At 58.2% G+C, this 24,890-nt stretch carries 22 protein-coding genes and 1 pseudogene; 16 read left to right on the plus strand and 7 right to left on the minus strand.

What is annotated here, in order from left to right; all coding sequences use genetic code 11:
- Nucleotides 1–2 precede the first annotated feature (2 nt).
- The 15 genes from NKH98_RS27075 to NKH98_RS27145 all read left to right on the plus strand — a co-directional run bounded on the left by NKH98_RS27075 (nt 3) and on the right by NKH98_RS27145 (nt 17,304).
- The gene (locus NKH98_RS27075) at nt 3–1,118 is read left to right on the plus strand and encodes a glycosyltransferase family 4 protein (protein ID WP_352903177.1); all 1,116 of its coding nucleotides are present in this window, start codon (nt 3–5) and stop codon (nt 1,116–1,118) included.
- Nucleotides 1,119–1,141: 23 nt separating this feature from the next.
- Nucleotides 1,142–2,023, plus strand: coding sequence for a glucose-1-phosphate thymidylyltransferase RfbA (gene rfbA / locus NKH98_RS27080; RefSeq protein ID WP_352903180.1), 882 nt, complete (start codon nt 1,142–1,144; stop codon nt 2,021–2,023).
- Nucleotides 2,024–2,025: 2 nt separating this feature from the next.
- Nucleotides 2,026–2,580 carry a dTDP-4-dehydrorhamnose 3,5-epimerase gene (gene rfbC, locus NKH98_RS27085; protein WP_352903182.1) on the plus strand — a complete coding sequence of 185 codons (555 nt, stop codon included), beginning with the start codon at nt 2,026–2,028 and terminating at the stop codon, nt 2,578–2,580.
- A gap of 30 nt (nt 2,581–2,610) precedes the next feature.
- Nucleotides 2,611–3,681 (plus strand): dTDP-glucose 4,6-dehydratase, encoded by a 1,071-nt coding sequence (gene rfbB, locus NKH98_RS27090; RefSeq protein ID WP_352903185.1) that lies wholly within the window; start codon nt 2,611–2,613, stop codon nt 3,679–3,681.
- Complete coding sequence (gene rfbD, locus NKH98_RS27095) at nt 3,588–4,559, plus strand: dTDP-4-dehydrorhamnose reductase (protein WP_352903188.1); 972 nt, start codon at nt 3,588–3,590, stop codon at nt 4,557–4,559. The genes rfbB and rfbD overlap by 94 nt, the downstream gene beginning before the upstream one ends.
- A 778-nt stretch (nt 4,560–5,337) precedes the next feature.
- A complete protein-coding gene (locus NKH98_RS27100; protein ID WP_352903190.1) occupies nt 5,338–5,823 on the plus strand; it encodes a hypothetical protein in 486 nt (161 codons plus the stop codon).
- A gap of 508 nt (nt 5,824–6,331) precedes the next feature.
- Nucleotides 6,332–7,159 (plus strand): tyrosine-protein phosphatase, encoded by an 828-nt coding sequence (locus NKH98_RS27105; protein WP_352903193.1) that lies wholly within the window; start codon nt 6,332–6,334, stop codon nt 7,157–7,159.
- Nucleotides 7,159–7,944: a polysaccharide biosynthesis/export family protein gene (locus NKH98_RS27110; RefSeq protein ID WP_352903196.1), complete on the plus strand. Its 786-nt coding sequence runs from the start codon at nt 7,159–7,161 to the stop codon at nt 7,942–7,944. Before NKH98_RS27105 ends, NKH98_RS27110 begins: the two co-directional genes overlap by 1 nt.
- A gap of 33 nt (nt 7,945–7,977) precedes the next feature.
- Nucleotides 7,978–10,362, plus strand: coding sequence for a GumC family protein (locus tag NKH98_RS27115; RefSeq protein ID WP_352903199.1), 2,385 nt, complete (start codon nt 7,978–7,980; stop codon nt 10,360–10,362).
- Entirely contained in the window at nt 10,322–11,509 is a 1,188-nt protein-coding gene (locus NKH98_RS27120; RefSeq protein WP_352903202.1) for a tetratricopeptide repeat protein, read from the plus strand. The genes NKH98_RS27115 and NKH98_RS27120 overlap by 41 nt, the downstream gene beginning before the upstream one ends.
- On the plus strand, nt 11,506–12,822 hold the full coding sequence (locus NKH98_RS27125) for an O-antigen ligase family protein (protein ID WP_352903205.1): 1,317 nt from the start codon (nt 11,506–11,508) through the stop codon (nt 12,820–12,822). Before NKH98_RS27120 ends, NKH98_RS27125 begins: the two co-directional genes overlap by 4 nt.
- A gap of 346 nt (nt 12,823–13,168) precedes the next feature.
- Nucleotides 13,169–14,074: a sulfate adenylyltransferase subunit CysD gene (gene cysD / locus NKH98_RS27130; RefSeq protein ID WP_352903208.1), complete on the plus strand. Its 906-nt coding sequence runs from the start codon at nt 13,169–13,171 to the stop codon at nt 14,072–14,074.
- A 2-nt stretch (nt 14,075–14,076) separates the two neighbouring features.
- Nucleotides 14,077–16,014 (plus strand): sulfate adenylyltransferase subunit CysN, encoded by a 1,938-nt coding sequence (gene cysN / locus NKH98_RS27135; protein WP_352903211.1) that lies wholly within the window; start codon nt 14,077–14,079, stop codon nt 16,012–16,014.
- Between the two features lie 10 nt (nt 16,015–16,024).
- Nucleotides 16,025–16,813, plus strand: a complete 789-nt coding sequence (cysQ, locus tag NKH98_RS27140) for a 3'(2'),5'-bisphosphate nucleotidase CysQ (protein WP_352903249.1) — start codon at nt 16,025–16,027, stop codon at nt 16,811–16,813.
- A gap of 239 nt (nt 16,814–17,052) precedes the next feature.
- Nucleotides 17,053–17,304, plus strand: coding sequence for a type II toxin-antitoxin system VapB family antitoxin (locus NKH98_RS27145; protein ID WP_352903214.1), 252 nt, complete (start codon nt 17,053–17,055; stop codon nt 17,302–17,304).
- 146 nt (nt 17,305–17,450) lie between these two features.
- Here NKH98_RS27145 and NKH98_RS27150 read toward each other — a convergent pair whose 3' ends face one another.
- Nucleotides 17,451–19,037, minus strand: coding sequence for an adenylate/guanylate cyclase domain-containing protein (locus NKH98_RS27150; RefSeq protein WP_352903217.1), 1,587 nt, complete (start codon nt 19,035–19,037; stop codon nt 17,451–17,453).
- A 313-nt stretch (nt 19,038–19,350) separates the two neighbouring features.
- On the opposite strand from NKH98_RS27150, the pseudogene NKH98_RS27155 reads away from it, so the two are divergent.
- Nucleotides 19,351–19,536, plus strand: a pseudogene (locus tag NKH98_RS27155) (inositol monophosphatase family protein); the annotation flags it as partial.
- A gap of 205 nt (nt 19,537–19,741) precedes the next feature.
- Here the strand turns inward: NKH98_RS27155 and NKH98_RS27160 are convergent.
- The 6 genes from NKH98_RS27160 to NKH98_RS27185 form a co-directional block, all read right to left on the minus strand.
- Nucleotides 19,742–21,067 carry a type II toxin-antitoxin system HipA family toxin gene (locus tag NKH98_RS27160; protein ID WP_352903220.1) on the minus strand — a complete coding sequence of 442 codons (1,326 nt, stop codon included), beginning with the start codon at nt 21,065–21,067 and terminating at the stop codon, nt 19,742–19,744.
- Nucleotides 21,067–21,321, minus strand: a complete 255-nt coding sequence (locus NKH98_RS27165) for a helix-turn-helix domain-containing protein (protein WP_352902751.1) — start codon at nt 21,319–21,321, stop codon at nt 21,067–21,069. Before NKH98_RS27165 ends, NKH98_RS27160 begins: the two co-directional genes overlap by 1 nt.
- A gap of 662 nt (nt 21,322–21,983) precedes the next feature.
- Nucleotides 21,984–22,217, minus strand: a complete 234-nt coding sequence (locus tag NKH98_RS27170; protein WP_254819737.1) for a DUF6429 family protein — start codon at nt 22,215–22,217, stop codon at nt 21,984–21,986.
- A 300-nt stretch (nt 22,218–22,517) separates the two neighbouring features.
- Nucleotides 22,518–23,066, minus strand: coding sequence for a class I SAM-dependent methyltransferase (locus tag NKH98_RS27175; RefSeq protein WP_352903224.1), 549 nt, complete (start codon nt 23,064–23,066; stop codon nt 22,518–22,520).
- A 124-nt stretch (nt 23,067–23,190) separates the two neighbouring features.
- Nucleotides 23,191–24,021, minus strand: coding sequence for a PA3715 family protein (locus NKH98_RS27180; protein WP_352903227.1), 831 nt, complete (start codon nt 24,019–24,021; stop codon nt 23,191–23,193).
- A gap of 536 nt (nt 24,022–24,557) precedes the next feature.
- A complete protein-coding gene (locus NKH98_RS27185; protein WP_352478525.1) occupies nt 24,558–24,872 on the minus strand; it encodes a GYD domain-containing protein in 315 nt (104 codons plus the stop codon).
- Between the last annotated feature and the right edge of the window lie 18 nt (nt 24,873–24,890).

The raw sequence follows: 24,890 nt of genomic DNA on the forward strand, positions 1-24,890 counted from the left end.
ATTTGCGCGTCATCATCTGTGCCAACACTGCGTGGAACCTCATCAACTTCCGCGCTGGGCTCATTCGGAGTTTCCAAGAACGCGGCATGGAGGTTATTGCTGTCGCTCCACCACATCAGCAGCATGCAGCGCAGTTGGTGAGGATGGGTTGCCGTTTCGAACAAATACCTATGGACAACATGGGCACGTCGCCGTTTGCTGACCTTGCCCTGTTGACGCGATTTCGAAAATTGTTCAGGCGAACGCGACCTGACATTTATCTTGGCTACACAATTAAACCGAACATCTACGGGTCCATCGCCGCAAAGATGCTCGGTGTCAGCGTTATCAACAATATCGCCGGTCTGGGAGTCGCATTTTCAAAGGGCTCAAAGATACAACGCATTGTTGAAATCCTTTATCGCTACGCTTTGCGCGGATCGCGGCGCGTATTCTTTCAGAACCGAGAAGACCGCGATGATTTTGTCCGCAAATCCATCGTAATGCCAGAACTGGCCGAACTGCTGCCAGGCTCGGGTGTGGACCTGCAGCATTTTATGGCCGCACGGGCTGTACCGAGCGAGGATGGCGCCGAAAGCGTTTTCTTACTGGTTGCGCGACTCCTTTGGGAAAAAGGCGTGGGCGAGTTTGCCGAAGCTGCGCGAATCGTGCGCTCGACTAAGCCGCAGGCCCGTTTTCAATTGCTTGGCTTTCTCGACGTCCAAAATCCCTCGGCAGTCTCGAAAATGGTGATCGAGGAGTGGGTGAAGGAGGGGGTTGTCGAGTACCTTGGTGTGACGGACGACGTACGCAGATATCTCGCGGCTGCCGATTGCGTGGTCTTGCCGTCCTACTACCGAGAAGGAACCCCGCGCAGCCTACTCGAGGCGGCAGCTATGGGCCGGCCAATCATCACGACGGATTGGACCGGCTGCCGGAATGTGGTCGACCATGGTGTTAACGGCTATCTCTGCCAGCCACGCGACGCTCGGGACCTTGCCGATCGAATGTTCAGGTTCATGTCGCTTTCCCTGCACGAGCGAGGCGCTATGGGCGATGCTAGTCGCGCGAAGGCCGAACATGAGTTCGACGAAAAGTTCGTAATACAAAAATACCTGAATGCGATGGGAGAGGTGTAAATGGGCATTCAGGAGGGTCGAGCATGAAGGGCATCATCCTTGCGGGCGGGAGCGGAACCCGTCTTTATCCGCTGACGCTTTCCGTATCGAAGCAATTGCTGCCGGTCTACGATAAGCCGATGGTCTATTACCCTCTGAGCGTGCTAATGCAGGCGGGGATTCGCGATATCCTCGTCATCTCGACCCCGCGTGATCTTCCGGGCTTTCAGGCGCTGCTGGGCGATGGCAGCGTCTTTGGCCTGGATCTGTCCTATGCCGAACAGGCGCAGCCGAATGGGCTGGCCGAAGCCTTCATCATCGGCCGCGACTTCATTGGCTTGGACAATGTGGCCATGGTGCTCGGCGACAACATCTTCTTCGGCGCCGGCTTGACAGCCATCTGCCAGACTGCCGCAAAGCAGACACAAGGCGCTTCAGTCTTCGCTTATCATGTCGAGGACCCGCAACGGTATGGCGTCGTGAGCTTCGAAGCGTCGACCAGCAAGGCGCTGACGATTGAGGAGAAGCCGAAGGAGCCGAACTCGAACTGGGCGGTCACCGGTCTCTATTTCTACGACAATGACGTGGTCGACATTGCTGCATCAATCAGGCCGTCGGGGCGCGGTGAGCTCGAAATTACCTCGGTCAACAATATCTACTTGGAGCGTGGCTCGCTTCATGTACATCGGCTAGGCCGCGGCTTCGCTTGGCTCGACACCGGTACGGTTGACAGCCTGCATGACGCGTCCTCGTTTGTCCGAACCATAGAACATCGGCAGGGGATCAAGATCGCCTGTCCGGAAGAAATCGGCCTGGAAATGGGTTGGATCTCGGCCGATGCAGTTCTGGCGCGTGCGGAAAAGCTTGGCAGGAACGAGTATGCCGGCTATTTGCGCCGCCGAGTCTCCGAACTGGCGCGAGGCTGATTATGACGAACGTTCGCAATCTTAGGCTGGGCGGCGTGCTGGAAATCACGCCAAAGCGCTTTGCCGATGCACGCGGCTTCTTCTCCGAGACTTACAATGCAGCAGGCCTTGCCGGAGCTGGCATTGATCTCGTCTTTGTACAGGACAATCACAGCCTCTCCACTGCGGCGGGTGTTCTGAGGGGGCTTCACTATCAACTGCCCCCTTTTGCACAAGCCAAGCTCGTTCGGGTCGTGCGTGGCGCGATTCTCGATATCGCTGTGGACATCAGGAAGAGTTCTCCAACCTTCGGGAAATGGGTCTCGCTGGAGGTATCCGCTGAGAAGTGGAATCAGATCCTCGTACCGATCGGCTTCGCGCATGGCTTCGTCACCTTGGTGGAGAATACGGAGGTGATCTACAAGGTGACGAGCCCATATTCACCAGCGCAAGATCGTTGCGTCCGCTTCGACGATCCGGCGATTGGCATCGAGTGGCCGACCTTTCATAATGGGCTCGTGCTTTCGGATAAAGATCGCAATGCACCGCTTCTCGTCGAGGCCGAGATCTTCGACTAGATCGATCATGCCAAGCGGAGGGCTTTTGGGTTGAACATATTGGTAACGGGGGGGGCGGGCTTCATCGGATCGGCGGTTTGCCGGCATCTGTGCAGCAACCCCACGCATCGCGTTGTCAACGTGGACAAGCTGACTTATGCTGGCAATCTGGCTTCATTACGCCAGATCGAGAACCATCCTAACTACAGCTTCGTGCGGGCGGACATTTGCGACGAACATGCAATTTCGCAAGTCCTGCGCGACCATGACATCGATGTCGTAATGCATCTTGCCGCCGAGAGCCATGTGGACCGCTCGATCGACGGGCCGGCAGCTTTCGTCGAGACGAATATCGTCGGTACCTTCAAGCTGCTCACGGCCGTCTTGACCCATTGGCAGCACCTGTCCGCCGAGCGCCAAGAAACCTTTCGTTTCCATCATGTCTCGACAGACGAGGTGTTTGGGGATTTGCCCTTCGACGGCAGCTTCTTCACCGAAGAAACCGCTTATGCTCCGTCCTCCCCCTATTCTGCGTCCAAGGCCGCGTCGGATCATCTCGTTCGTGCCTGGCGCGAGACGTACGGGCTGCCTGTGGTCGTTTCCAACTGTTCGAACAACTACGGCCCGTTTCACTTTCCTGAAAAACTGATTCCATTAATCATCCTCAATGCGCTCGAGGAGAAGCCGCTCCCCGTTTATGGCACTGGTTCAAATGTTCGGGACTGGCTGTTCGTCGACGATCATGCGCGGGCGCTGGAACTGGTCGCGACCAAAGGAAGGCCGGGTGAAAGCTATAATGTGGGCGGGCGTTCTGAGCGCAGCAATCTCAACGTTGTAGAGACGATCTGCCGGACGCTGGACAGCCTTCGGCCGCGGCGCGGCGGAGCACGATATCGCGACTTGATCGCGTTCGTGGCTGATCGCCCTGGCCATGATCGGCGTTATGCAATCGACGCGTCCAAGATCGAGCGCGATCTCGGCTGGACGCCAGCCGAGACATTCGAGACGGGCCTCGCCAAGACCATCCGATGGTACCTCGACAATCCTTGGTGGTGGGAACCCATCCGCAGCAGCCGCTATGCCGGCCAAAGGTTAGGTGCAGTGGAAAAGGCACTGTCGTGAGAATTCTTGTCACGGGCCGTGAAGGGCAGGTTGCGCGTAGCCTAGCTGAGCGCGCCTCGACCGTTCCAGGCATCGAATTGATCGTGACGGCTCGGCCGGACTTTGATCTTCTCGATCCCAAATCAGTCAGGTCGGCGATCCTTGTCAGAAAGCCTAGTATAGTTGTCTCCGCCGCAGCTTATACATCCGTCGACCAAGCCGAGGACGAACCCGAGACCGCGCAGGCGATCAACGTGTTGGGTGCGCGCGCCGTCTCTGCCGCAGCAGCCGAAACGGGTGCTCCCGTTATCCATCTCTCGACCGACTATGTGTTTCGCGGGGACAAACCCGGCGCTTACATTGAAACCGATACCACTGGCCCAAATGGGGTCTATGGCCGCACCAAGCTCGATGGCGAGGGAGCGGTTGCCTCCGCCAATAGCCGTCATGTCATCTTGCGCACCGCCTGGGTATACAGCCCATTCGGCCGTAATTTCGTGAAGACCATGCTCAGACTGGCAAAGGACCGTGATACGATCCGCGTAGTCTCTGACCAGTTCGGCAACCCAACCTCTGCTCTCGACATCGCAGACGGCATTCTGCACATCGCGAAAGCCGTGGAGCGCGGAGAAAATTCCCACCAGTTCGGCATATTTCATCTCGCCGGCACGGGTGGTACGAACTGGAGTGGTCTTGCTCGCGAGATATTCGCCGAAAGCCGACGGGTTGGCGGTCCATTGGCAAATGTCGAGGACATATTCACATACGAATATCCGACTGGTGCGAAACGCCCGGCCAACTCACTCCTCGACTGTCAAAAGCTGTGGGACATCTACGGCTGGCGCGCGCCCGACTGGCAGGAATCGTGCGGGGCTGTCGTCAGGAGACTTGTCGGCTGAGCATGTTACTGGCAATCGCTTGCAGGCTACCGGAGCCGTCGAAGCCACTGGATGCTATCTGCAACAAGGCGGCCATCGAACCTACCGGATCAAAGGGAGGACGGTCCTCCGCAATGAACGAGATGGCGGTGGGAATCCTGCGTGACGGCAGCAGGGGCTGAACGTTATCTCACCATCCACTCTCGGGCGTCAGCGGGTTCGGTAGCGCGAACCGAAGCTGATAGACCGGGGGGCAGATTGCAGTGAGGTGGCTCCCAGGCAAGGGGGCAGAGGGCCCGGCCCGCGCGCCGTGTTGGATCCCGGGATGCTTGCGACGGCTCCCTCCCGCCAGATCCGTGGCGCAGTATTGTGCAATGCCTCACCTCCGATTTCTCCGATGGCACCAATCTTGCTGCAAAGCTCGTAGAGCCGGCATCCTGCACCTGCGGGTTCGATCTACAAGTCTTGGGCGACAGGCCTGCCTCGGACGAAAGGGTGGCTGGTCGATACCACGACCACGTTCGATCGCAGACGCTGCGCGCAAGCTTCGAAGCGATGGTGACGCCAACGCCGCAAGGAGTGCTAGATCAGCTCTCTGGCAATCCATTGATTGCGACCGGCTTAAAGTTGATAAGTTTGATAATCCAATGGTGTGTTCCATCCACCACACACCGAAACCAAAAATTATCCCGCATTTGCTATATGGGTTGGAATTGGCGCAAAAAGCTGTTACGCGCTGATCCAGTAGCTTGGTGATTGGGTAGGCCTCGCGTAACGTGGGACAGAAGGATTGATGCGGATGAACCTAATTTTGAAAAGTGCGTTGGCCGGATTTGTTGTGTTGGCCGGCTTCGCCCCGGTGTCATCTTTCGCGAAGGATGCATCGTGCACCTGTGCAACTGCCTATCAGGGTACAAATCCGATTGGATCGATCGGGAGCGTCAATGGCGACGTAATGGTCTCGCAGGTGGCTGGCTATGGTCCGGCGCAAGCGGGGAGCGCGCTGGAGTTCGGCAGCCGCGTGGTGGTCGGCGCCAAGGGGTCTGCTTCGGTTCGTGTCGGTGGCTGCAACTTGAGCGTGCCGGCCAATTCGACCCTCGATATCTCCCGGGTTGAGAACAAAATCTGCCTCAATGTTCTCGGTTCTGAGCACACCGCCCAAACGGGCGATTCCAACAATGATGACAATGATGACAAGACGCCGCTCTACATTTTTGGCGGTATGGTTGGTGCGGCTGGCATTTTGGCTGCAACACAGGATGACGGCCACGGCGTCAGCGACTGAGTTGGACTGCGGAGGCGCATGGCGCTTCTGCGGTGCGCCTGGTAGCGACAGCGGAATTGCCTTACCGGTTTGTCGGTCGGGTCGTTCAAGCTCAGGGCGACGTGCGGATGTCTAAGGCTGGGAGCCGGGCAAAGATCGGAATGTCAGCCCATTTCGGTGCACGCATCGCGACCGAATTGCAATCTCCCGCTTCGCTGCGTGTTGGCGCGAGTTGCGGACAGGGCCTCCCGCGGGTGCGACGATCGGAGTCAATCCTGCGGAAGGCTGCATGTGCGTAGCGCTCGCTACTTCGGAGGCAGTTATTGCCGCTGGCAGTGTGAGCCATGGCCTTGCGCCAATTCTGTTGGGCGGCGATTCGGTGCGGATCATCGGCCTGCATTATGATTTTGCCTTTGTCCGCCAGTAGCTGGCCCCCAGCATCCGTAGTATGGCATGAACTTGAGAGATGCCTCATTCGCTGTTCTGCGAGTGACGCATTTAGTCGTGATGACGACGGTGCATTGCTTCGTTGCAGTCACAAACGCCAATGATAGATCTGCATTCCCATATCTTGCCCGGCCTCGATGACGGCTCACCCAGCCTCGCTGAGTCGCTGGAAATGGCTCGACTGGCGGTGGCCGATGGAACGACTCACATGGCGTGCACCCCGCACGTGACGCCCGGTGTCTATGAAAACGGAACATCGAACATTGTCCGGGCGGTTCAAGAATTGCATCAGGCGCTTCGCCGCGCCACCATACCGCTTGCTCTTTACGTCGGTGCAGATGTTCACATAGCGCCAGATCTTCCGGACCGATTGGCGGCCGGCAGTGTGCCGACTTTAAACAGGTCCCGCTATTTTCTATTCGAACCGCCGCATCATGTCCTCCCTCCACGAATGGAGGACCTTGCTCTACGCCTCATAAACGCCGGTTTCATCCCGATCCTTACCCATCCTGAGCGTTTGACCTGGATCAAAACGAATTACGACGTTGTCGAGAGGCTGAATGCAGTGGGCTGCCTTATTCAGCTTACCGCCGACTCGATTGTGGGTGCTTTTGGACGCGCGGCGCTTTACTATTCTGAGAAGCTGATTGACGAGGGCAGGGTGGACATTATCGCATCGGACACTCATAGCGCTACGCGCCGGCGTCCTGGGCTTTCGCAGGCGGTTGCGGCGGTTGCCAAGCGATGTGGGGATGACGAGGCCCGCAATATGGTGTTGAAACGTCCAGGCGAAATATTGGCGAACCGGCCTATCGAGCCGGTCGGAAAGGCACGTCCGAAAAAACCGAACGCTAGCAACGGCGGCCGGTTTGGAGGATTTGGCCGCTTGTTCAAAGGCGGGACAGCGTGATGGCGATTTTTCGTTTCGCATGGACCCATATGGGCGCGGTATCCCTCTTGCTCGCTTCGCTTGCAATTTCGGCATGTACGAGCACTTCGTCGACCGCTTCATCTTCGTCGGGTCCGGTCGACGCGCTGCAATTGACATCATCATCGACGCCACTTTCAGGCGGCGGCGCTCTGCAGATGGTGAAGGATCTGCCAGCGCCGCAAAACACCCAGAACGGCAGCGAGCAGCCATTGTCTCCGAACGATGTGCTCGAGGTGAATGTGTTCCAGGTCGACAATCTGAACAGAACGGTTCAAGTCGATGCTGGCGGGCAGATTTCGCTTCCGCTTATCGGAACCATTACCGCCTCAGGAAAAACGGTCCGCCAATTGGAGCAAGAGATCGAGACTGCGTACGGAGCCAAATACCTGCAGTCGCCAGACGTGACGGTTTTCGTCAAGGAATCTATCGGACAGCGAATAACGGTCGACGGAGAGGTCAATAGGGCCGGTATATATCCCGTGTCGAGCAATTCAACTCTTCTGGACGCCATCGCCTTGGCGGGGAATTTCAGTCCTATAGGGGATGCGAAAAAGGTCTTCATTTACCGCAACATCGGCTCAAATACACTAGTGGCAAATTACGACGTGGAGGCTGTTCGTGCCGGGAAGGTCCGCAATCCGCGCATCTACGGCGGTGACAAGGTTGTCGTCTTTGCGTCGAAATCGAAAATTGCGATGAGCAATCTTAAGGATGCTCTGGGCATTGCTTCAAGTGCTGCTCGACTTGGGGTGATGGTTCCGTAATGCTTAACGCTCAAACTTAGGATCATTGGCACTATGCTCGATCGCAACAGGCAGCATCAACTTGCGGCTCCCCGACATGGTCAAGCCCTGTCTGCAGATCAGTATTATGATGGTCCTCAAAACTATGGCCCCTACGGTCGCGACGACTCCGAGCAGGAGGAGGGCTTCAGTCCGCTAAGGCTGCTCTTTTATTTTGTCCAGTACCGGTGGCTGATCGTCATGATGGCGGCAGCTGGCCTTGTCGCCGGTGTGATCATCACCATGATGCAAACACCGAAGTATCAGGCAACAACGCAATTGGAAGTGCTGGTCCCTTCTGCCAAGGTCTTCCAGGACATTGAGGTCGTTTCTGAAAATGCCGACGTCCGCGCTTTTCTGACAGCGCGTGAAAAGCTCAAAAGTCGCGCATTGGCGCAGCGCGTAGTATTTCAACTGGGGCTGAGCGAAAAGCCGGACTTCCTGTTTCCGACCGCCGACTTCTCTCTTAGTAACATCTTCTATCGTGCGTTCGGGATTTCGAAATCGGCTTCTATTCAAGACAAAACCCCGGAGCAACGCGAAAGCATTGCGATCCGGCGGATTATAAATGACCTAACGGTTAGTCTCGTCCCCAACACAAGCCTACTGTCGATCACGTTTGTTGATCAAAAGCCGCAATATGCGAGCGAGGTGGCTAATCAGGTCGCGCAAAGCTTTATCGATCAACGTCTCGATCAGACAAGTGAAACCTCCGACCTGGCGCGACAGTTCATTCAGGAACAGGTTTTGCAAGTAAAGCAAAAACTTCAAAAATCGGAAGAAGAATTGGTCGCTTATGCGAAGGATGCCGGCATTACGGTGACCGGCGACGACAAATCGCTGATAGGATCGAATATCGAGGCCTTAAACACCGCGCTGGCGACCGCTATTCAAGAACGTCTTGATTCCGGACGGATGGTCGACCAGATAGACAAGGGCCGCGGATCGAGCCTCAGCCCCGTCCTGGAAAGCAAGGGTCTGCAGGCGCTCAGTGAGAAACTGGCAGATTTGACAAGCCAGTACCAGCAGAAACTAGGGGTTTTGAAGCCTGGTTTTCCAGAAATGCAGCAGCTCCAGTCGCAGATCAAGGAGTTGCAGCGGCTCTATAACAATGGCGTCCTGGCCATAACGGACTCGCTGCGGTTGAAATACCAGGAGGCACAGAACAAGGAAGCCGATCTTAAGGCCAAGCTTGCCGAGATGGAAAAGCAGCAGGTTGTTTTCAACGACAAGAACATTAAATACACGATCCTGAAGCGCGAAGTGGATTCGAACAGGTCGCAGTATGACAGCCTGATCGCCAAGCTAAATGAGGTCGGCGTCAGCTCTGAGCTCAAGACACAGAGCGCGGCCATTGTTGATTTTGCCGCGCAGCCGAATACTCCTTATTCGCCACGCCTAAGCGCCAATCTTGCGATTGCACTGGCTGTTTTTCTAGCTTTAGGCGCTTCCGTTATATACGTCATCGAGCTGTTGAATAATACGTTTACTAATCCCGAGCAGGTCGAAAAGGAACTGGGACTGGCAATGCTCGGCATCTTGCCGCTCGTCGATGACCGGGAACTCGCGGCCAGCATCGCCGATCAAAAGTCCGGACTGTCTGAGGCCTACCGCTCGCTTCGAACATCGTTGCAATTCTCAGGTGCGGAAGGCGCGCCAAGATCGCTGGTTGTCACAAGCTCGGAGCCCTCGGAAGGTAAGTCGACGACGTCGTTCAAGCTAGGGCAGGATTTTGCCGCGCTAGGCGCGAGAGTTCTCATTGTCGACGGCGATCTTCGGAAGCCGAACCTTCATCGCCTTTTTGGTCTGGACAACACGATCGGCCTCAGCAACCTCCTGACTAATACCGTCCGCAAGGAGGATCTGGCGAGCATCTTCAGGGCGACGAAATATCCCAACGTGACCGTTCTGACCTCTGGCACGATCCCGCCGAACCCCGCGGATCTGCTCTCGTCACCTAAGATGGCTCTGATCGTGACCAATCTCGGCAAGCGCTTCGATGTTGTCATCATCGACGCTCCGCCTATCGTCGGACTTTCGGATGCGCCTATTCTCAGCCGCCTCGCTGAGGGCACGTTGATGGTCATCTCCACCAATCAGGTGACACGCAAGTCGGCCAAGACCGCGTTGAAGCGTCTGCGAGCCGCTGGCGCGAACGTGGTTGGCGCCGCCATGTCCAAGTTTGCGGTGAACAAGTTCGATTATAATTACGCCTACAAATACATGAATTACCAGTATTACAGTTACGGCACAGACTCCAGTACTCCGAGGATTGAGGGCAAGATCGATGACGGAGCAAGCCAGCCCGCTTACGCAAAATCTCCGGCGCTCAGTCGTTTGGTTCGTCGCATCCGTTCTAGTGTTACTGGTTTCCTCGATCGGGCTAAGTCGATTTCTTGAAACAGAAACGCCGGCTGCTTCTCTTGCGCTGGATCCGTTCAACGTCGACGCATTGATCGCCAAAATCACCAGTGACCTCAACGGTACGAATAATGATCCTGATCTGGATGCATTGCTTGCCCGGGCCAAAGGCGCGCTCGCCTTCGATCTAGCTGACGCGCGTCTTTATAGCCTGATCGGTGAGATTAAATACCGGCAGGGCGAAAAAGCCGAAGCCTATCGGCTCTTCGACCACGCCCTGAAGCTATCCAAGACCGAAATCCACGCGCTGCAGAGATCCATTGGCCACTCGATCGATACAGGGGATCTATCAAAGGCGGTCAGTGAGATCGACATATTGTTACGGCGATGGCCCGATCGATTCCCGGCCGTCGCCGAAAGGCTGCCGAGAATCCTCTCAAATCCTGATGGATACCAAGCTGTACTGGGAGCCATCAAGGCGGAGGCGCCCTGGAGAGCCAGTCTGTTTGCTGCGCTTAGCAAAACCCCCGAGGGACTCGACTCCGCAAATCGGCTGCTGCTGGATATGAGCGGGTCTAGTGCGCGAGGCAGAGCAAGCGAACTGTCCGCCGTTATCTCCGGCTTCATTCGCCTAAGGGAATATGAAGCAGCCTATCGGCTGTTCCTTTTTAGTCTTAGTGACGAAGAACGAACATTGGGCGGGTATATTTTCAACAGCACCTTCGAACCCGGGTTCAGCGGTAGGCCCTTCAATTGGCAACTCCGGGATCAGTCAGGCTTGGAAATCACATTTGCAACGTCTGTGCACGCGGTGGAGGGTGAGGGCGGAGCTACGGTCCGCTTCTTGAACACGCCGGTGAAGGACGCAGCTCTCCAGCAGTACATCGCGCTGCCGCCAGGCGCTTATAAGATTTCTCTGATCGCATCTGCACGAAATCTGAAGCTTCCAAAGGAATTGTTCTGGGCGATTAGATGCGTTGACCCGGAAGGGGAAATAGCGCGATTCAACATTCCGGAGGGCACCTATAATCGGCAAAATCTTAGCCTCGAGTTTTCGGTCGGGCCGGCTTCGTGTCCTCTGCAGTTAGTAAGGCTACAGACTGCCGCTATTGCCGAGAGTTGGCGATTTCGATATGTCGGCACATTGGTAATGCACAAACTAAGCATTGAGAGACGTCCGTCTTGAACCACCGATCGTCGGAATGGGAGAAATATCTCCTTGGGTCAGTTCTGTTTGTTTCGCTGCTGATCGGCGGTGGTACTGCAAGTGGTCTCTATACGGACACTCTGGTCGAGATCGCGGCGGTTGTCTCGGCGGCGGCCCTGTTTTCGCAAACCCCTGGCCGAAGAAGCCCTTATTCTGTTCTGTGCCTGCTGCTCTTCGCCGTGGGATTTGCGGTCTTGCAAGTCGTCCCGCTACCGGCGGCCATATTCAACGGGTTGCGGCCGGAACTGCTACTCGGAGATCCATGGGTTGGAGACACAAAATTTCGCTTCATAAGTGTTGGTGTCGGACGCACGGTCGAATGTCTACTTTACTTTTTGGCCACAGCGCTGTTTTTCTTGGCTGTGTTGCGGTTGCGGGCGGAGCAGGTCAGCGCACTTCTTCCCTTTTTTTTCATGGGTGTTATCTGCAATGGATTAGCCGGAGCGATTCAATATTCGCTATCTGACAAAGTCGCTATTGTGGGCTTGTTGCCTTTTACGATCAATGCCGGGCTTTTTGCCAACGCGAATCATTTTTCGGCTTTGCTTTTCGTGTCGGTTCCCTTTGTCGTCTACTACGGCCTCTTCCGCGGACGTCTTTTGTCAGGATCTCTTGGCTTGATCACGCTTTTGCTGCTGCTGCTGGCTGCCGGTTCGCGTGCAGGTGTCCTGATCGGATTGGCGATTACCGCACTGTCAATCGTATTTCTTTCGGCGCGCTCCAGGGCGAGCGGGTTGAGCGTTCTCCTGATTTTCATTGCGCTTTCTGGTTACACGATCGGCCTGTGGACGAAGATCGATGTGGACGCGCTCGATCCGGCATTCGGGCGAGGAGAGTTCGCCCGGACCACGATCGAAGGGACTAAGGACAATTGGGCAACGGGTGTCGGATTCGGGAATTTTCAAAAGGCCTACCAGATATACGAACGGGAGAGCATGATTTTCAAACAATACGTGAACCATGCCCACAATGACTACCTTGAAATAGTCTTCGAGGGAGGAGTTCCCGCCGTCCTGCTGATGGTGGGTTATTTCGTATTGCTTTTCGCGGCATTGGTTAGAATTCGCCGAGACCCTCTCCAGAAAGCAGCATTCCTTTCGGTTTCTTTTCTTCTCATTCATTCGCTGGTCGACTATCCGCTGCGGACCGCGGCGTTAGCGATGACCTTTGCCTATATGAACGCCATCATCTTCCACAAAGGGTTTGCGGAACGCTTGAGCCGCAAGAGCGAGATGATCGAGATCGATCACAACGGTGACAAGCTACTTGTCCCCATCGAAACTTCGTCCTAGCGACGTCGTCGCCACGGCTGACGTCGCCTGAACGAAGCGGACGGCGGTCAGGCGAGCCGTCTCCTGGCTCTCAGCTTCCCAGCCCAGGCAATGTTTTCCCGCCCCCTTTCAGGGGCAGCCGCTCGCCGGGCAGAAATTTCCCGATTTTGCCGGCTGTATGGAAAATTCATTCCCGAACCATCCGGCCGCAAGCTTGTCTTGCATTGTTCTGGGCAGGAACGATCTGCTAGAACGCCCCCCACGAGAATTGATTGTCCAGAAGTGCAGCTTGAACCGGCGGCTGAAGATCGCCCCCGTTGATGATACAGGCCCTTCTGTGGATGGCACGAGAGAACGCTTACAGTCCATGAACATCGCGCTTACGCACCTTCAGCGGCTTGAGGCTGAATCCATCCATATTTTTCGCGAGGTGGCCGCGGCTTTCGCCAAGCCGGTGATGCTCTATTCGGTCGGCAAGGATTCATCGGTGCTCATGCACCTGGCGATGAAGGCGTTTTATCCGGCCAAGCCGCCCTTTCCCTTCCTCCATGTCGACACGACCTGGAAATTCCGCGAAATGATCGCCTTTCGCGACCAGATGCAGCAAAAGCTCGGCTTCGATCTCCTGGTCCATGTCAATGAAGACGGCGTGCGCGACAACATCAATCCGTTCGACCACGGCTCCAACACCCACACGCATGTGATGAAGACGGTTGCGCTGCGGCAGGCACTCGACAAATACGGGTTTGACGCAGCCTTTGGCGGTGCCCGCCGCGACGAGGAGAAGTCGCGGGCCAAGGAACGCATCTTCTCGTTCCGCAACGCCCAGCACGTCTGGGATCCGAAGAACCAGCGGCCCGAGATGTGGAAGATTTTCAACACCCGCATCGCAGCCGGTGAATCAATCCGGGTGTTTCCGCTGTCGAACTGGACCGAGCTCGACATCTGGCAATACATTCTCCAGGAAGACATCCCGATCGTGCCACTCTATTTCGCCAAGCAAAGACCGGTCGTCGAACGCGACGGCATGCTCATCCTGAAGGATGATGAACGCATGCAGCTACGGCCCGGCGAGACGGTGCAGAACCGGATGGTGCGGTTCCGCACGCTCGGGTGCTATCCGCTGACCGGCGCGATCGACTCGGACGCCGACACTCTAGAGGCGATAGTCGGCGAAATGCTCACCGCGCGCACGTCCGAGCGGCAAGGTCGCCTGATCGACCGCGACGAAGCCGGCTCGATGGAAAAGAAGAAGCGCGAGGGGTATTTCTGAGCATGCGCCACATCATGGCCAAGAGTCTCGCCCCAACCGACGGCGTCCGCGACTATCTGGCGGCGCAGGAACGAAAGTCGCTGCTGCGCTTCCTGACCTGCGGTTCGGTCGACGACGGCAAGTCGACGCTGATCGGGCGCCTGCTTTCCGACACCAAGCAGATTTTCGAGGACCAGCTGGCCACGCTCGAGCGCGATTCACGCAAGCACGGCACCACCGGCGACGACGTCGACTTCGCGCTGCTGGTCGACGGCCTCGAGGCCGAGCGCGAGCAAGGCATTACCATCGACGTCGCCTACCGCTTCTTCGCCACGCCGAAGCGCAAGTTCATCGTCGCCGACACGCCCGGCCACGAACAATACACGCGTAACATGGCGACGGGTGCGTCGACGGCGGATCTCGCCATCGTGCTGATCGATGCCCGCCAGGGCGTACTGCGCCAGACAAGGCGGCATTCAATCATTGCCTCGCTTCTGGGCATTCGCCACATCGTGCTCGCCGTCAACAAGATCGATCTTGTCGGCTTCGACGAGGCGGTTTTTGAACGGATCGTCGCTGATTACGGGCAGTTCTCACGTGAGCTCGGCTTCCAGACGATCGTGCCCATTCCGATGTCGGCCCGCTACGGCGACAACGTTACTGGCCGTTCCGTTAGGACGGACTGGTATTCCGGCCCGACGCTGATCGAACATCTCGAAACCGTCTCGGTCGACGAGGCCGCGGTCGAATTGCCGTTCCGGTTTCCGGTCCAATATGTGAACCGTCCCAACCTCGATTTTCGCGGCTTCGCCGGCACCATCGCCTCCGGCTCGGTTGCACCGGGCGACGAGGTGGTCGTCGCCAAATCCGGCAAGTCCTCCCGTGTCAGGCGCATCGTTTCGCATGGCGGCGACCTTCAGCAGGCTGTCGCGGGCCAGGCCATCACCCTTGTGCTCGACGACGAGGTGGAAGTCTCGCGCGGCAATATGCTGGTATCGCCAGCGGCGCGGCCGCAGGTCGCCGACCAGTTCGCCGCCAACATCGTATGGTTCGACGAACATGCGCTGCTGCCCGGCCGCTCCTACATCCTGCGCACCGAGACCGACCAGACGAGCGCAACCGTCACCGACCTGAAATACCGCGTCAACGTCAACGACTTTGCCCATGAGGCGGCCAAGTCGCTTGAAATGAACGAAGTCGGGATCTGCAACATCTCGACGCGGTCGCCGATCGCCTTCGATCCGTTTGCCGAAAACCGCACCACCGGCGCCTTCATCCTGATCGACCGCATCACCAATGCCACGGTCGGTGCCGGCATGATCCTGCATTCGCTGCGTCGCGCCGAAAACATCCACTGGCAATCGCTCGATGTCGGCAAGCGCGCCCGCGCCGATATGAAGAACCAGCGGCCGGCGGTGTTCTGGTTCACCGGGCTTTCGGGCTCGGGCAAATCGACCATCGCCAATCTGTTCGAAAAGAAGCTGTTCGCCACCGGGCGCCATACCTACATTCTCGATGGCGATAACGTCCGTCACGGCCTCAACCGCGATCTCGGCTTCACCGACGCCGATCGGGTCGAGAACATTCGCCGCGTCGCCGAAGTGGCGCGCCTGATGGCCGACGCCGGGCTGATCGTCATCGTGTCGTTCATTTCGCCGTTCAGCGCAGAGCGGCGCATGGCGCGCGAACTGATGGCCGACGGCGAATTCATCGAGGTGTTTGTCGACACCCCCTTCGAGGAATGCGCCAGGCGCGATCCGAAGGGCCTTTATGCGCGCGCGTTGAACGGCGAGATCAAGAATTTCACGGGCGTTGATTCACCCTATGAGGTGCCGGAAAAGCCCGAGATCCATCTCAAGACACTCGGCAGATCGGCCGAGGAGATGGTGGACGCCCTTGAACACTGGCTAAACGAGCGGGACATTGCCGAAGACCAATATGAAAGCGGCGGCGGTATCTGACGACGAAGCGATGCTCGCCATCTTCGAGCACCTTGCCTTGGCGGCAGGGCGCGAGGTGATGCGCGTCTTTCGTGCCGGCTGTGCGGTCGACAGCAAGTCGGACAGTTCGCCGGTGACGGAGGCTGACCGCGAGAGCGAGAAGATCATCCTCGCCGGGCTGCGCGCCGCATTTCCCGAGATTCCGTGCGTGGCCGAGGAAGAAGCTTCGGCCGGCATCATGGCACCGGATCTCGGCGACGCCTTCTTCCTGATCGATCCTCTCGACGGCACCAAGGAGTTCGTCAACCGCAGGACCGATTTCACTGTCAACATAGCGCTGGTTCGCCATGGCGTTCCGGAGATCGGCGTTGTCTTCGCGCCTTGCACCGGCCGCTTCTTTTCCGGCCGGCCGGGCAAAGCGGAAGCGATCGAGATCAATGACAACTATGAGATCGTCGATCGCCAGCCGATTTCGGCGAGGGCCGGTATGGTGCCGCTGACCGTCGTTGCCAGCCGGTCCCACAACACGCCGGAAACCGACGCCTATATCCGCGCGCTTGGCGCGGCCGAGATCGTCTCAGTCGGCTCATCGCTGAAATTCTGCCTCCTCGCCGGCGCCGAGGCGGACGTCTATCCGCGTTTCGGCCGCACCATGGAATGGGACACTGCCGCGGGTGACGCGGTGCTACGCGCTGCCGGCGGCATGACGCGCACGCTGGATGGTGCGCCGCTCGCCTACGGCAAGCGCAACCAGAGCGACGACGAGGATTTCGCCAACCCGCATTTTATCGCCAGCGGCAAGGCTGCTAGATCTGGCTAGACGATGATTGCGCAGTTCCACACCTGTACGAAAGTGCGGGCGTACCAGTGATTTATCGAGGTGACCTCAGATACTGGTCGAGGTCTGTAAAGACAGCGGTAAGATCCCCATTCAGTCTACAGTTGGGTCTGCGTGGCCGATTGGCTTCGTGTCCCGCCGATGCTGCCGGGCATTCACTCAGTGTATCAAGTTGCTATATACCGATGCGCTTGAACGGCTATACGCTATACGAGCGAGTGATGGCGTTCCACGTCAAGAATCCCGAGACCAAGGCGCTGGCCCGCCGGGTCGCCGCGCTTAAGAGGGCTGGTCTGACAGAGGCCGTCCATGCCGCGCTCAAGCATGAGCTTGAGCGCGAGCAGGCGAGCAGGCTAGATGGTCCTGGTGGAGATCGGCGTCAGGTTCGCCGTGATCTGCGAGCCCGGGGCAAGCCTGATCACGGCAGGCCCGCCAACAAGGCGTTTCGCGACAGCCTGTACGAGAATGACTGATGTTCATCGACGCCTCGGTCCTGACGGCGCTGATGACCAACGAGGATGATGCAGGCGAACTTCTGGCCGGCACCCGGCGCGGCTGAACGGTGTTGAACCCGACTTATGTGGCTGGCAACCGTCCAGATTGCATCACCTTCAAGAACCTAAAATGCGGCGGGCTTGCTTCGGATGGATAAGGCCAGGAGCGCCTCCGAAAGTCGTTTCTTCGCCCGCTCGACCCCGTTCTCGTCGATTGCCTCAACATCGAGGAACAAGTCGAGGCCAGTCGCGTGCTCGCTGATGACCTGAGGGCGCTGGGCGAGTTCACCCAGGAGGCCCTCGACTTCGTAGGGGACAACCTCCCGGCTGATCCCCTTCATCGCAATCGGTGCCAACGGACGCGCCCGGACAAGGTCGCGCACGAGCGCGTAAGTCTCATAGCTGAGGCAGATGCCGCCGGGCTCGGCAATCGACTGCAGCCGGGCCGCCAAGTTCGCTTCCGCCCCAATGATCGTGTAGTCCATCCGATCGTCGGAACCGAAGTTCCCAACATTGCAATAGCCCGTGTTGATGCCCATGCGAGCTCGGAAGGGCCGTTCAACTCCGCGGTCATGCCACACCCTGTTCAACTGCTCCACCCGACGCTGCATGTCGACAGCCATGCGCAAGCAGGCTCTCGCGTCTTCCTCGACGCCTTGCGTCTCGGGGTCGCCGAAGAACACAAGAAGCGCGTCGCCGATGAACTTGTCGACAGTGCCGCCGTGTTTGAGGGCGATCGCCGACATCTCGGTGAAGTACTCATTGAGGAGAAGCGTCAGGTCCTCGGGCTGGAGCCGTTCCACGATCGCGGTGAAATCCTTTACGTCGGAGAAAAAGATCGTGAGCTTCTTGCGCTCGGTCGCGATGGTGACGTCCTTCTGGCCGCTGAAGATGCTTTTGTAGATTTGAGGCGAAAGGTATTTGGCGATCTTCAATGAAATCGCGGCCAGGAAGTCGTTTGCCTCCGAAAGCTCCTTGTTGATGCCCTGAATCAACGCGGACTGCCGACGCTGCAGGAGAATGAACGTCAGGCCCGCCGCCGCCGCGAAGGCGAAATATACGAGCAGATACTTGAAAGTGAGGATGTTCGCAGCGATAGGCTGATTGACTGATATCTCCTGGATCCCTCGGACATCCCCGACCTTCCAATCCGTCTTGGGGCTGTCCGGGTGTGAGTTATGGCAGGTCACGCAGACTTGTCCCATTACAACAGGGGCCGCGGCGCGGACCTGCCGGTCAAATAGTGAACCCGAGACTTCGATGATCGGCTCCTTCGGGTTGGCGCGCAAAGCCAAGATTGCATTCCGCTCGAATACATCGAGCTGGTGGGGGGCGCGACCTTTGAAGGGAAGATCCGAGACGAACCGATATTTGACCGACCCGTCGTGAGCGCTGATGCGCTTGCCGAGTTCAATCGAGAGGGTTGCTGGAATAGGGATCGCACCCGGCACGTCCCGGTAGTTGTGCGTCGCAGTCACGGCGCCGTTTGCTTGCAGCACGCGTCCCACGACGTCGCTGCCGTAGAATCCGCGCATTTCGTCGATGATCCGGCTGATTTCGCTGGCTTGCCTGCGCAGCATCCGTTCGGACAGGTCTCGGAGGTCGAGCCAGGCTGCGACGGGCAGACCGATAAGGCCGATGACCACTGCCGCCACCAGGAGCGGTCCCATGGTGCGCTGCTGACGCGCAATCTGTTCACCCAGTCCAGCCATTGTGCAAGCGCCCGGCCGTCTTAGTATGTGAACTATAGCTCATTCCCGGCACGGTACCAGAGTCAGTCTTGGCTCGACGAAAACACGTCAGCCCTGCAAAGTCGGACCGACCTTGAGCGGTTGCTGCTGAGCCCCGACCCTCACAGCAGATTTCGCTTTCTGGCGCTAGATCCACAGTGAATCAGTGAAGGGATGTCGCAAAGTCGGTTGTGGCCCGCAATGATAATCGCTCAGGGGCCAAAAATTCACCTCTGGCACGGTTGAGACTTCTGCGGCCGGGGAGCGCGTCGGAGAAGGAAAAGTGTCCCGCGGAACGTATCCGCGTTTCGGCCGCACCATGGAATGGGACACCGCGGCGGGTGACGCGATATTTCGCGCTGCCGGTAGCATGACGCGCACCTGAATGGTGCGCCGCTCGCCTAGCGCAACCAGGAGCTACGACGAGGATTTTGCCAACCGGCATTTTGTCGCCAGCGGCAAGGCTGCTAAATCTGGCTAGACGATGATGCGCAACCAAAACGAACGCGTCAGGCCTGATCACCGCAACGTGAGCGCAGTTCCAGCCACATGCGCGAAAACGAATGTGTATCAGTGACTTCTGGCCGCGATCTGGCTGCCCGCCTCACAGGCTTGATCGCCCGTCGGTGGACTCGGCCTGGTTCGGTCGGCAAAATCCCCCGCAGCCCGTTCGTTTCGCACCTCGATCAATGGACGGCGTCAGCCTTGGTCTGAGCGAGAAGGGTGGCGCGCTTACCTATGGCCGATTTGACCGAGTCGACAAGCTGTTCAGGAAAGCCATGCGGCAATGAGACGATCGCGGTGTCGGCCTGCTTCTCCACGTTTCCAGCAATATCTTCGAAGATTCTGCGCATGGCACGCCTGCCCACCCGGGCAAGATCAGCGGTCTGCATGAAGTGGCGGGGCATGATGTCAGGCACCGAATAGTGCCGGCTCTTGCCGACCGACATTGCCAACTTGAACTTCTTGCGGGGAATCTGTCCGGCATCAAGGCTGGGCTGCGCGCTCAGCACGTCGTAGAGGGGCGTCATGCGGAATCCCCCGCCGGGGCCGAGAAAGATGCTGAAATTCTTAGCGTGGCCGTCGGTCGCGCCAATCAGCCAGAACAAAATGCAGGCGCGCAAGAAGACGGCGATGTCTTCATCAGGCGTATCGCTGCCCTTCAGAAGCTCGATAATCTCCCGCATGCCGGGACCGCCATCGGACTGGTACTTGCGAGTGGGCGGCACCGACAGCGCTTGACAGATATCCTCCTGCGGCAGGCGCAAGAGGCGGCCGTCGCGGGCCCACCACCGGTCGAAGCGCTCCACGATCAGCGTGCGGCGTTCTCCGAAGTCAGCGATCTCCGCTTGGGCGACGGGAACGCCGAAAGCCTGGAGCAGCTTGAGGCACAGATACTCGTTCTCGACGCTATTGGAGAGATCGATACCGTTCGGCAGCTGGCCAATCTGGGGCTTGAGGATATGAGTGGTCGCCGTCGTGCCGACTGGTTTGTACCAGCTCCCGTCCTTGCGCAGCAGCGCGGTCTTTTCCTGCGCGCCGGCAATCGAGATGCGGAAATCCTCATCCTCGCCAAGGCCGAGGGGAGCAGCCGCAAGGTTCTTGATTATCCCCGCCACGTCCTCGTTGCTGAGCGGCTTGCCGACGATACTGCCGGCATTGCCGGGATCCATGCCATCGGGCAGGAACTGCAGCGCGCCAATGCAGTCATGGCCGAGAGCGGCGAGCATGCTGTATGCGTCCGTGCCGTCGGCGCCGACGCGTTCGGCAACGCGCCTGCGTATCGCGTCACTATCCGGAAGGAGATTGTCGAAGACGTTGATCACGGGCGCGCCGATATAGCGGTCCTCCCGCAGGGGAAGCGAGAGCGAGACTGGGAAGGTGCCACGCCAGTCCAGCCATTCGTGGGCGTATTGGAAGTCGATGGCGCCCGTCGATTCCCTGCGCAGCACGCCCGCCAGGCGCCCGTTCAGGAAGACATTTAATGGGATGTGAGCCGGTCGCCGTACCATCAGAACAGGTCCTCGATGTCAGCGGAGCTGCTCTTGCTACGCTCTCGAACGACGAGTTCCAAGTCGAGGGCGGAGAGGGCGGCCATCAAGGTGCGGAGCTGCACGGCCGGCTCGCCGGCCTCGAGGCGGGACACTGTGCCCTGGCGCAGATGGATCTGGTTACCAAGCGAGCCTTGCGTAAGACCGGCCTGCCTACGCGCGCGGCGTAGGATGGCACCGAGTTGTTTTGCGTTGCGAGCAATCTGGTCGGTCATGATGGGTCTCCGAGGAGCAGTATACGGGATCGCGCATTAATGGTCAATATACGCGATCGCGTATAATTCAGGAATATACGCGATCCAGTATAAAGAAGAAGTATACGCAATCGCGTATGACGCTCATTACTCGGAACCCGAATACTACGGCACGGCGCCTCTACCGCGATGTCCTACATACAATCGGGAACAGCGAATGCGCGGCGAAGCGGATGGCGGGGCCGCGACAGCCGTTGTGGGCCAGCCTGTCAAGCTTGGGCCTCGGCGTTCAGGCACCAAGTTCGGAGGATCACAGAGGATCGCATCAGCATCATCGATTGGACATTAAAGGGCGTAAGGGATGGTCTGGGCTCGCTGGCAATGCCACCCGATCGAGGGGGATTGCTGTGGTCAACATCCGCCCCTGCGCAGGTGGATTGCGGGTTGGTAGCAGTTGTCGAAGCAGAGACGATCAGATCCTTCATTTGCTGGAGAGCAAACTATGCCAGCAATGGTATGAGGGGATTGCTGCGCACGCCGAACCTTCAAAGTAGCTCAATCGTTCCCCACGATTAGTTAAGCGACGCCCGAAACCTACCACAAAACCGTCGCCAGAAATCATAGCCATGCCTCTTGCCTACGGGCGCTGCGCGCCCCGGGGAACTGGAACACCCGCCCCACGCTCATGGCCCCGGCCGCGTGAACAGGGTGCGGAACAGTTCTTCCGCGCGTCGCAGGCCTTCATCTGTCAGAACCACCGACTTAGCCTTGCTTGCTGGATTCGAGATCAGCCCCTTCTGGTACAGGCGATCCAGAGTATCCCAATCCAATCCCTTCCAGGCGCGCCTCTGTTCATGCAGGGTTAGCCAAAGCAGGGCCAGAGCGGCATCGTCGATCTTGTCGGTGTCGATCTCCATGCAGGCAATCTACCACACGAAACCAGCGTCTGCCGCAGCCTACACCGATTGGTTACAATAGGCCCGGCGGCTGCCCGGGCAACGGCCCGGCGTTGCGGGCACTGGCGGCTCGGCACCACGTGATACTCGCGTTGAAAGGCGTTGCCTGGGGAACGGCAATGAACTCGAACTCCGGAAAGCTTTGACCTCCAGCAAGACCCGTGAGCCCGTCCTGTTCGGACCCGCCAGCAGGCAGCGGGTCGGCGCCTGCTGCTGGCCCATGGACGTTCGGGAGGGTAACACCACCGGCGATGTGTCGTCTTATGGCTGCGGAGTTCCTAAGGCGGGTTTCTCGAGCACCAGCACATGACTGCCAAGGGGCGACGTGTGGGTGCTCTTGACCTGGAACCCCTCGTCAGAAAGCGTTTCGATGAATTCGCCATCCGTTCCCGGCGGAACGCGGGCAACAACGTTCGAGGTGCGCCTCACAATATTGGAAAGCACCCTTCGCGCCTTGCCTGGGCCGATGTTGCGCTGCATGTGCTGATAGACGGCCAGCAGCAGGACGATATCGTATTTCGGTAGAAGGATATTGCCGAGGCGCCGGCTGCCAAGATTCAGGCGATCGAACCGGGCATGAACCGGGGAGCCGCTCAATAACATTTTTGCAGTCTCGATGTGCGGCTTGGCAATGTCGATCCCGTGGATCGAGCTGGGTTTCAGCTTGGATATCTCATAGGCGACAACGCCCATATTGCAGCCAACATCGAGAATGGATTTTCCGGTGTAGTCGACCTTTGCGGAGAATAGCCCGTCAAGTCTGTCGTCCCACGTTCCTGCAAAACCCCTTTTGAATCTTGACCACCACAAATCATCAGCTCCTTTGGGAAGAGCCCCCTTGAGCGCCTCCTACCACGAGAGAATTAACGGTCGATACCCTTTCAACTGGAATTGATCCCATTGACGAACCAAGGCAGGGACGTGTGCGGCGGCGTCACAAGCCCATCACCTCGAGTGCCGCGGGAACCGCGTAGCGGCTGCCGTCATAGCGCAGCCGGTAGGTCCGCTTCACAGGCTTGCCGGGATGGGACCGGCATTCGCCATTCTGGTCGGGGGAGGGATTGTCGGTAGTCGACCGCTCGACCGCAATGATGTCTCGATAGCCGTGATGGCGCGCCGGGCTCATCGCCAGGCTGACCTGGCTGGAATGAAAGGATCCGGCGCAACTGGCATCGCTATCGCCGCCAGAGCCGGCCACCACGAGGCCGTCGAGCACCAAGCGCAGCGCATCGCTGGCGACGGCATAGAGCCGCAGGTCGGTTTCAGTGAAGGGAGTAGCCTGCGAATGGTTTGCCATTTCGATGCGCAGGCCGAAGGCGGTGACCTCAGGGGCCAGTGCATAGCGGCCGGTGTCGAATTCCACCTTACGGATCGCGATGGCATCATCGGTCATCAGTCCAGGCTGGAGCAGGCGCTGGCGCACCCGCAGGCTCTTTCTATCGACCACCAGTAGCTCGATGTCGCCGACATGCAGGTGGTCGCCGTTAGCACTGTCGATCAGGGGTACCGCGACCAAAAGCAGGTCGTCATGAGCCGGCCAGATCTTGCAGGCGAGGCCGAATGGCGCATCGCTCTCCGGGAGCGTTGAGGCGATGCTCGTATGGGGTACAAGCGTGAACGACGCGCCGTCGGCGCTCTTTTGGGCCTTGGGATAGGCCTGCCGCACCAGGGCGGCGGCATCGCCGCAATCGCCGGCCGTTGCCCGGGCGGGCGACAGGCTGGCGAGGGCGGCGCCGAGCAACAGAACAGGCAACACTATTCGCATGGAGTTCTCGCGTCGCAGGGCCGGGCTCGGCCAGGCCCTTCTACGCGAGATTGGTGGCGGCGCACAGTGTGTAGGCAAGTGACGGCTAGCTCCACCCGCTGCGTCAGGACCATAGGTATCCTGGAACGTTTAAAGTCCGAGCTCGCTTAGGGACGGTGATCATGAGAACGCCGCCCGAGCGGCCAATTTTTGCCAATGCTGTTCGAGCTACCTGAAACAGATACTGACAAAGTGATCTCGATTGCCTTGTCGCGCTCCGATTAGATAAAGAAGCGCTCCGACAACAAACCGCTCCAAAACCGGACCTCGCCGATCCGTCAAGCGCACCTTCTAGGGAGTACATTCCAAAATTAACTCGGCATGACCTCCGTTTCTGACCCCTGAGCCGGGCGCGTTGGCTGTCGGCGCGGTATTGAAGCAGAACCAATGCCGCGCCTGCTTCGGCTTTCCGAAACCCCAGCTTGACTTTCCTTGAGACTTGGCAGCACGGCGCGTTCAATCGCAACCGTGCTGCCTTCAATGTGCAGCCAGTCCAATCATCCGGTGAGCTTGTAAACGCCGGCAGCCTTTTTGGCAGCTGCGAGCACCGCATTCATGTCGAGTTCTTCGAGGACAACGAGGTCCTTTATCCAGCCGTTTGACCGCACCGCCAGTGCTAGGTCCATCCCATCGGCCTGGTCCGGAACCTCAGCATTGATGACAATATCATAGGCGCCGCGAGTAAACATCATACGGGACACCTTGCCACCAACGCTTTCCAAAACCGCCTTGATTGCAGCTTCTCGGTCTGAGCCTTGTATCAGTCCCTTGTAGGCATGGGGCGGATAGTTTCCCAGGATTGTCACTTTCATGGGTATTCCTCCCGATCT

The sequence above is a fragment of the Mesorhizobium sp. M0833 genome, assembly GCF_040319905.1.
Classification (GTDB): domain Bacteria; phylum Pseudomonadota; class Alphaproteobacteria; order Rhizobiales; family Rhizobiaceae; genus Mesorhizobium.

Coding starts and splice junctions, on each gene's coding strand:
- cysQ (WP_352903249.1), top strand. CDS start 16,025: ATGCTCGCCATCTTCGAGCACCTTGCCTTGGCGGCAGGGCGCGAGGTG.
- cysD (WP_352903208.1), top strand. CDS start 13,169: ATGAACATCGCGCTTACGCACCTTCAGCGGCTTGAGGCTGAATCCATC.
- NKH98_RS27110 (WP_352903196.1), top strand. CDS start 7,159: ATGGCGATTTTTCGTTTCGCATGGACCCATATGGGCGCGGTATCCCTC.
- NKH98_RS27185 (WP_352478525.1), bottom strand. CDS start 24,872: ATGAAAGTGACAATCCTGGGAAACTATCCGCCCCATGCCTACAAGGGA.
- rfbD (WP_352903188.1), top strand. CDS start 3,588: ATGGTACCTCGACAATCCTTGGTGGTGGGAACCCATCCGCAGCAGCCG.
- NKH98_RS27100 (WP_352903190.1), top strand. CDS start 5,338: ATGAACCTAATTTTGAAAAGTGCGTTGGCCGGATTTGTTGTGTTGGCC.
- rfbA (WP_352903180.1), top strand. CDS start 1,142: ATGAAGGGCATCATCCTTGCGGGCGGGAGCGGAACCCGTCTTTATCCG.
- NKH98_RS27145 (WP_352903214.1), top strand. CDS start 17,053: ATGGCGTTCCACGTCAAGAATCCCGAGACCAAGGCGCTGGCCCGCCGG.
- rfbC (WP_352903182.1), top strand. CDS start 2,026: ATGACGAACGTTCGCAATCTTAGGCTGGGCGGCGTGCTGGAAATCACG.
- NKH98_RS27180 (WP_352903227.1), bottom strand. CDS start 24,021: ATGCGAATAGTGTTGCCTGTTCTGTTGCTCGGCGCCGCCCTCGCCAGC.
- NKH98_RS27170 (WP_254819737.1), bottom strand. CDS start 22,217: ATGGAGATCGACACCGACAAGATCGACGATGCCGCTCTGGCCCTGCTT.
- NKH98_RS27115 (WP_352903199.1), top strand. CDS start 7,978: ATGCTCGATCGCAACAGGCAGCATCAACTTGCGGCTCCCCGACATGGT.
- NKH98_RS27165 (WP_352902751.1), bottom strand. CDS start 21,321: ATGACCGACCAGATTGCTCGCAACGCAAAACAACTCGGTGCCATCCTA.
- cysN (WP_352903211.1), top strand. CDS start 14,077: ATGCGCCACATCATGGCCAAGAGTCTCGCCCCAACCGACGGCGTCCGC.
- NKH98_RS27150 (WP_352903217.1), bottom strand. CDS start 19,037: ATGGCTGGACTGGGTGAACAGATTGCGCGTCAGCAGCGCACCATGGGA.
- NKH98_RS27160 (WP_352903220.1), bottom strand. CDS start 21,067: ATGGTACGGCGACCGGCTCACATCCCATTAAATGTCTTCCTGAACGGG.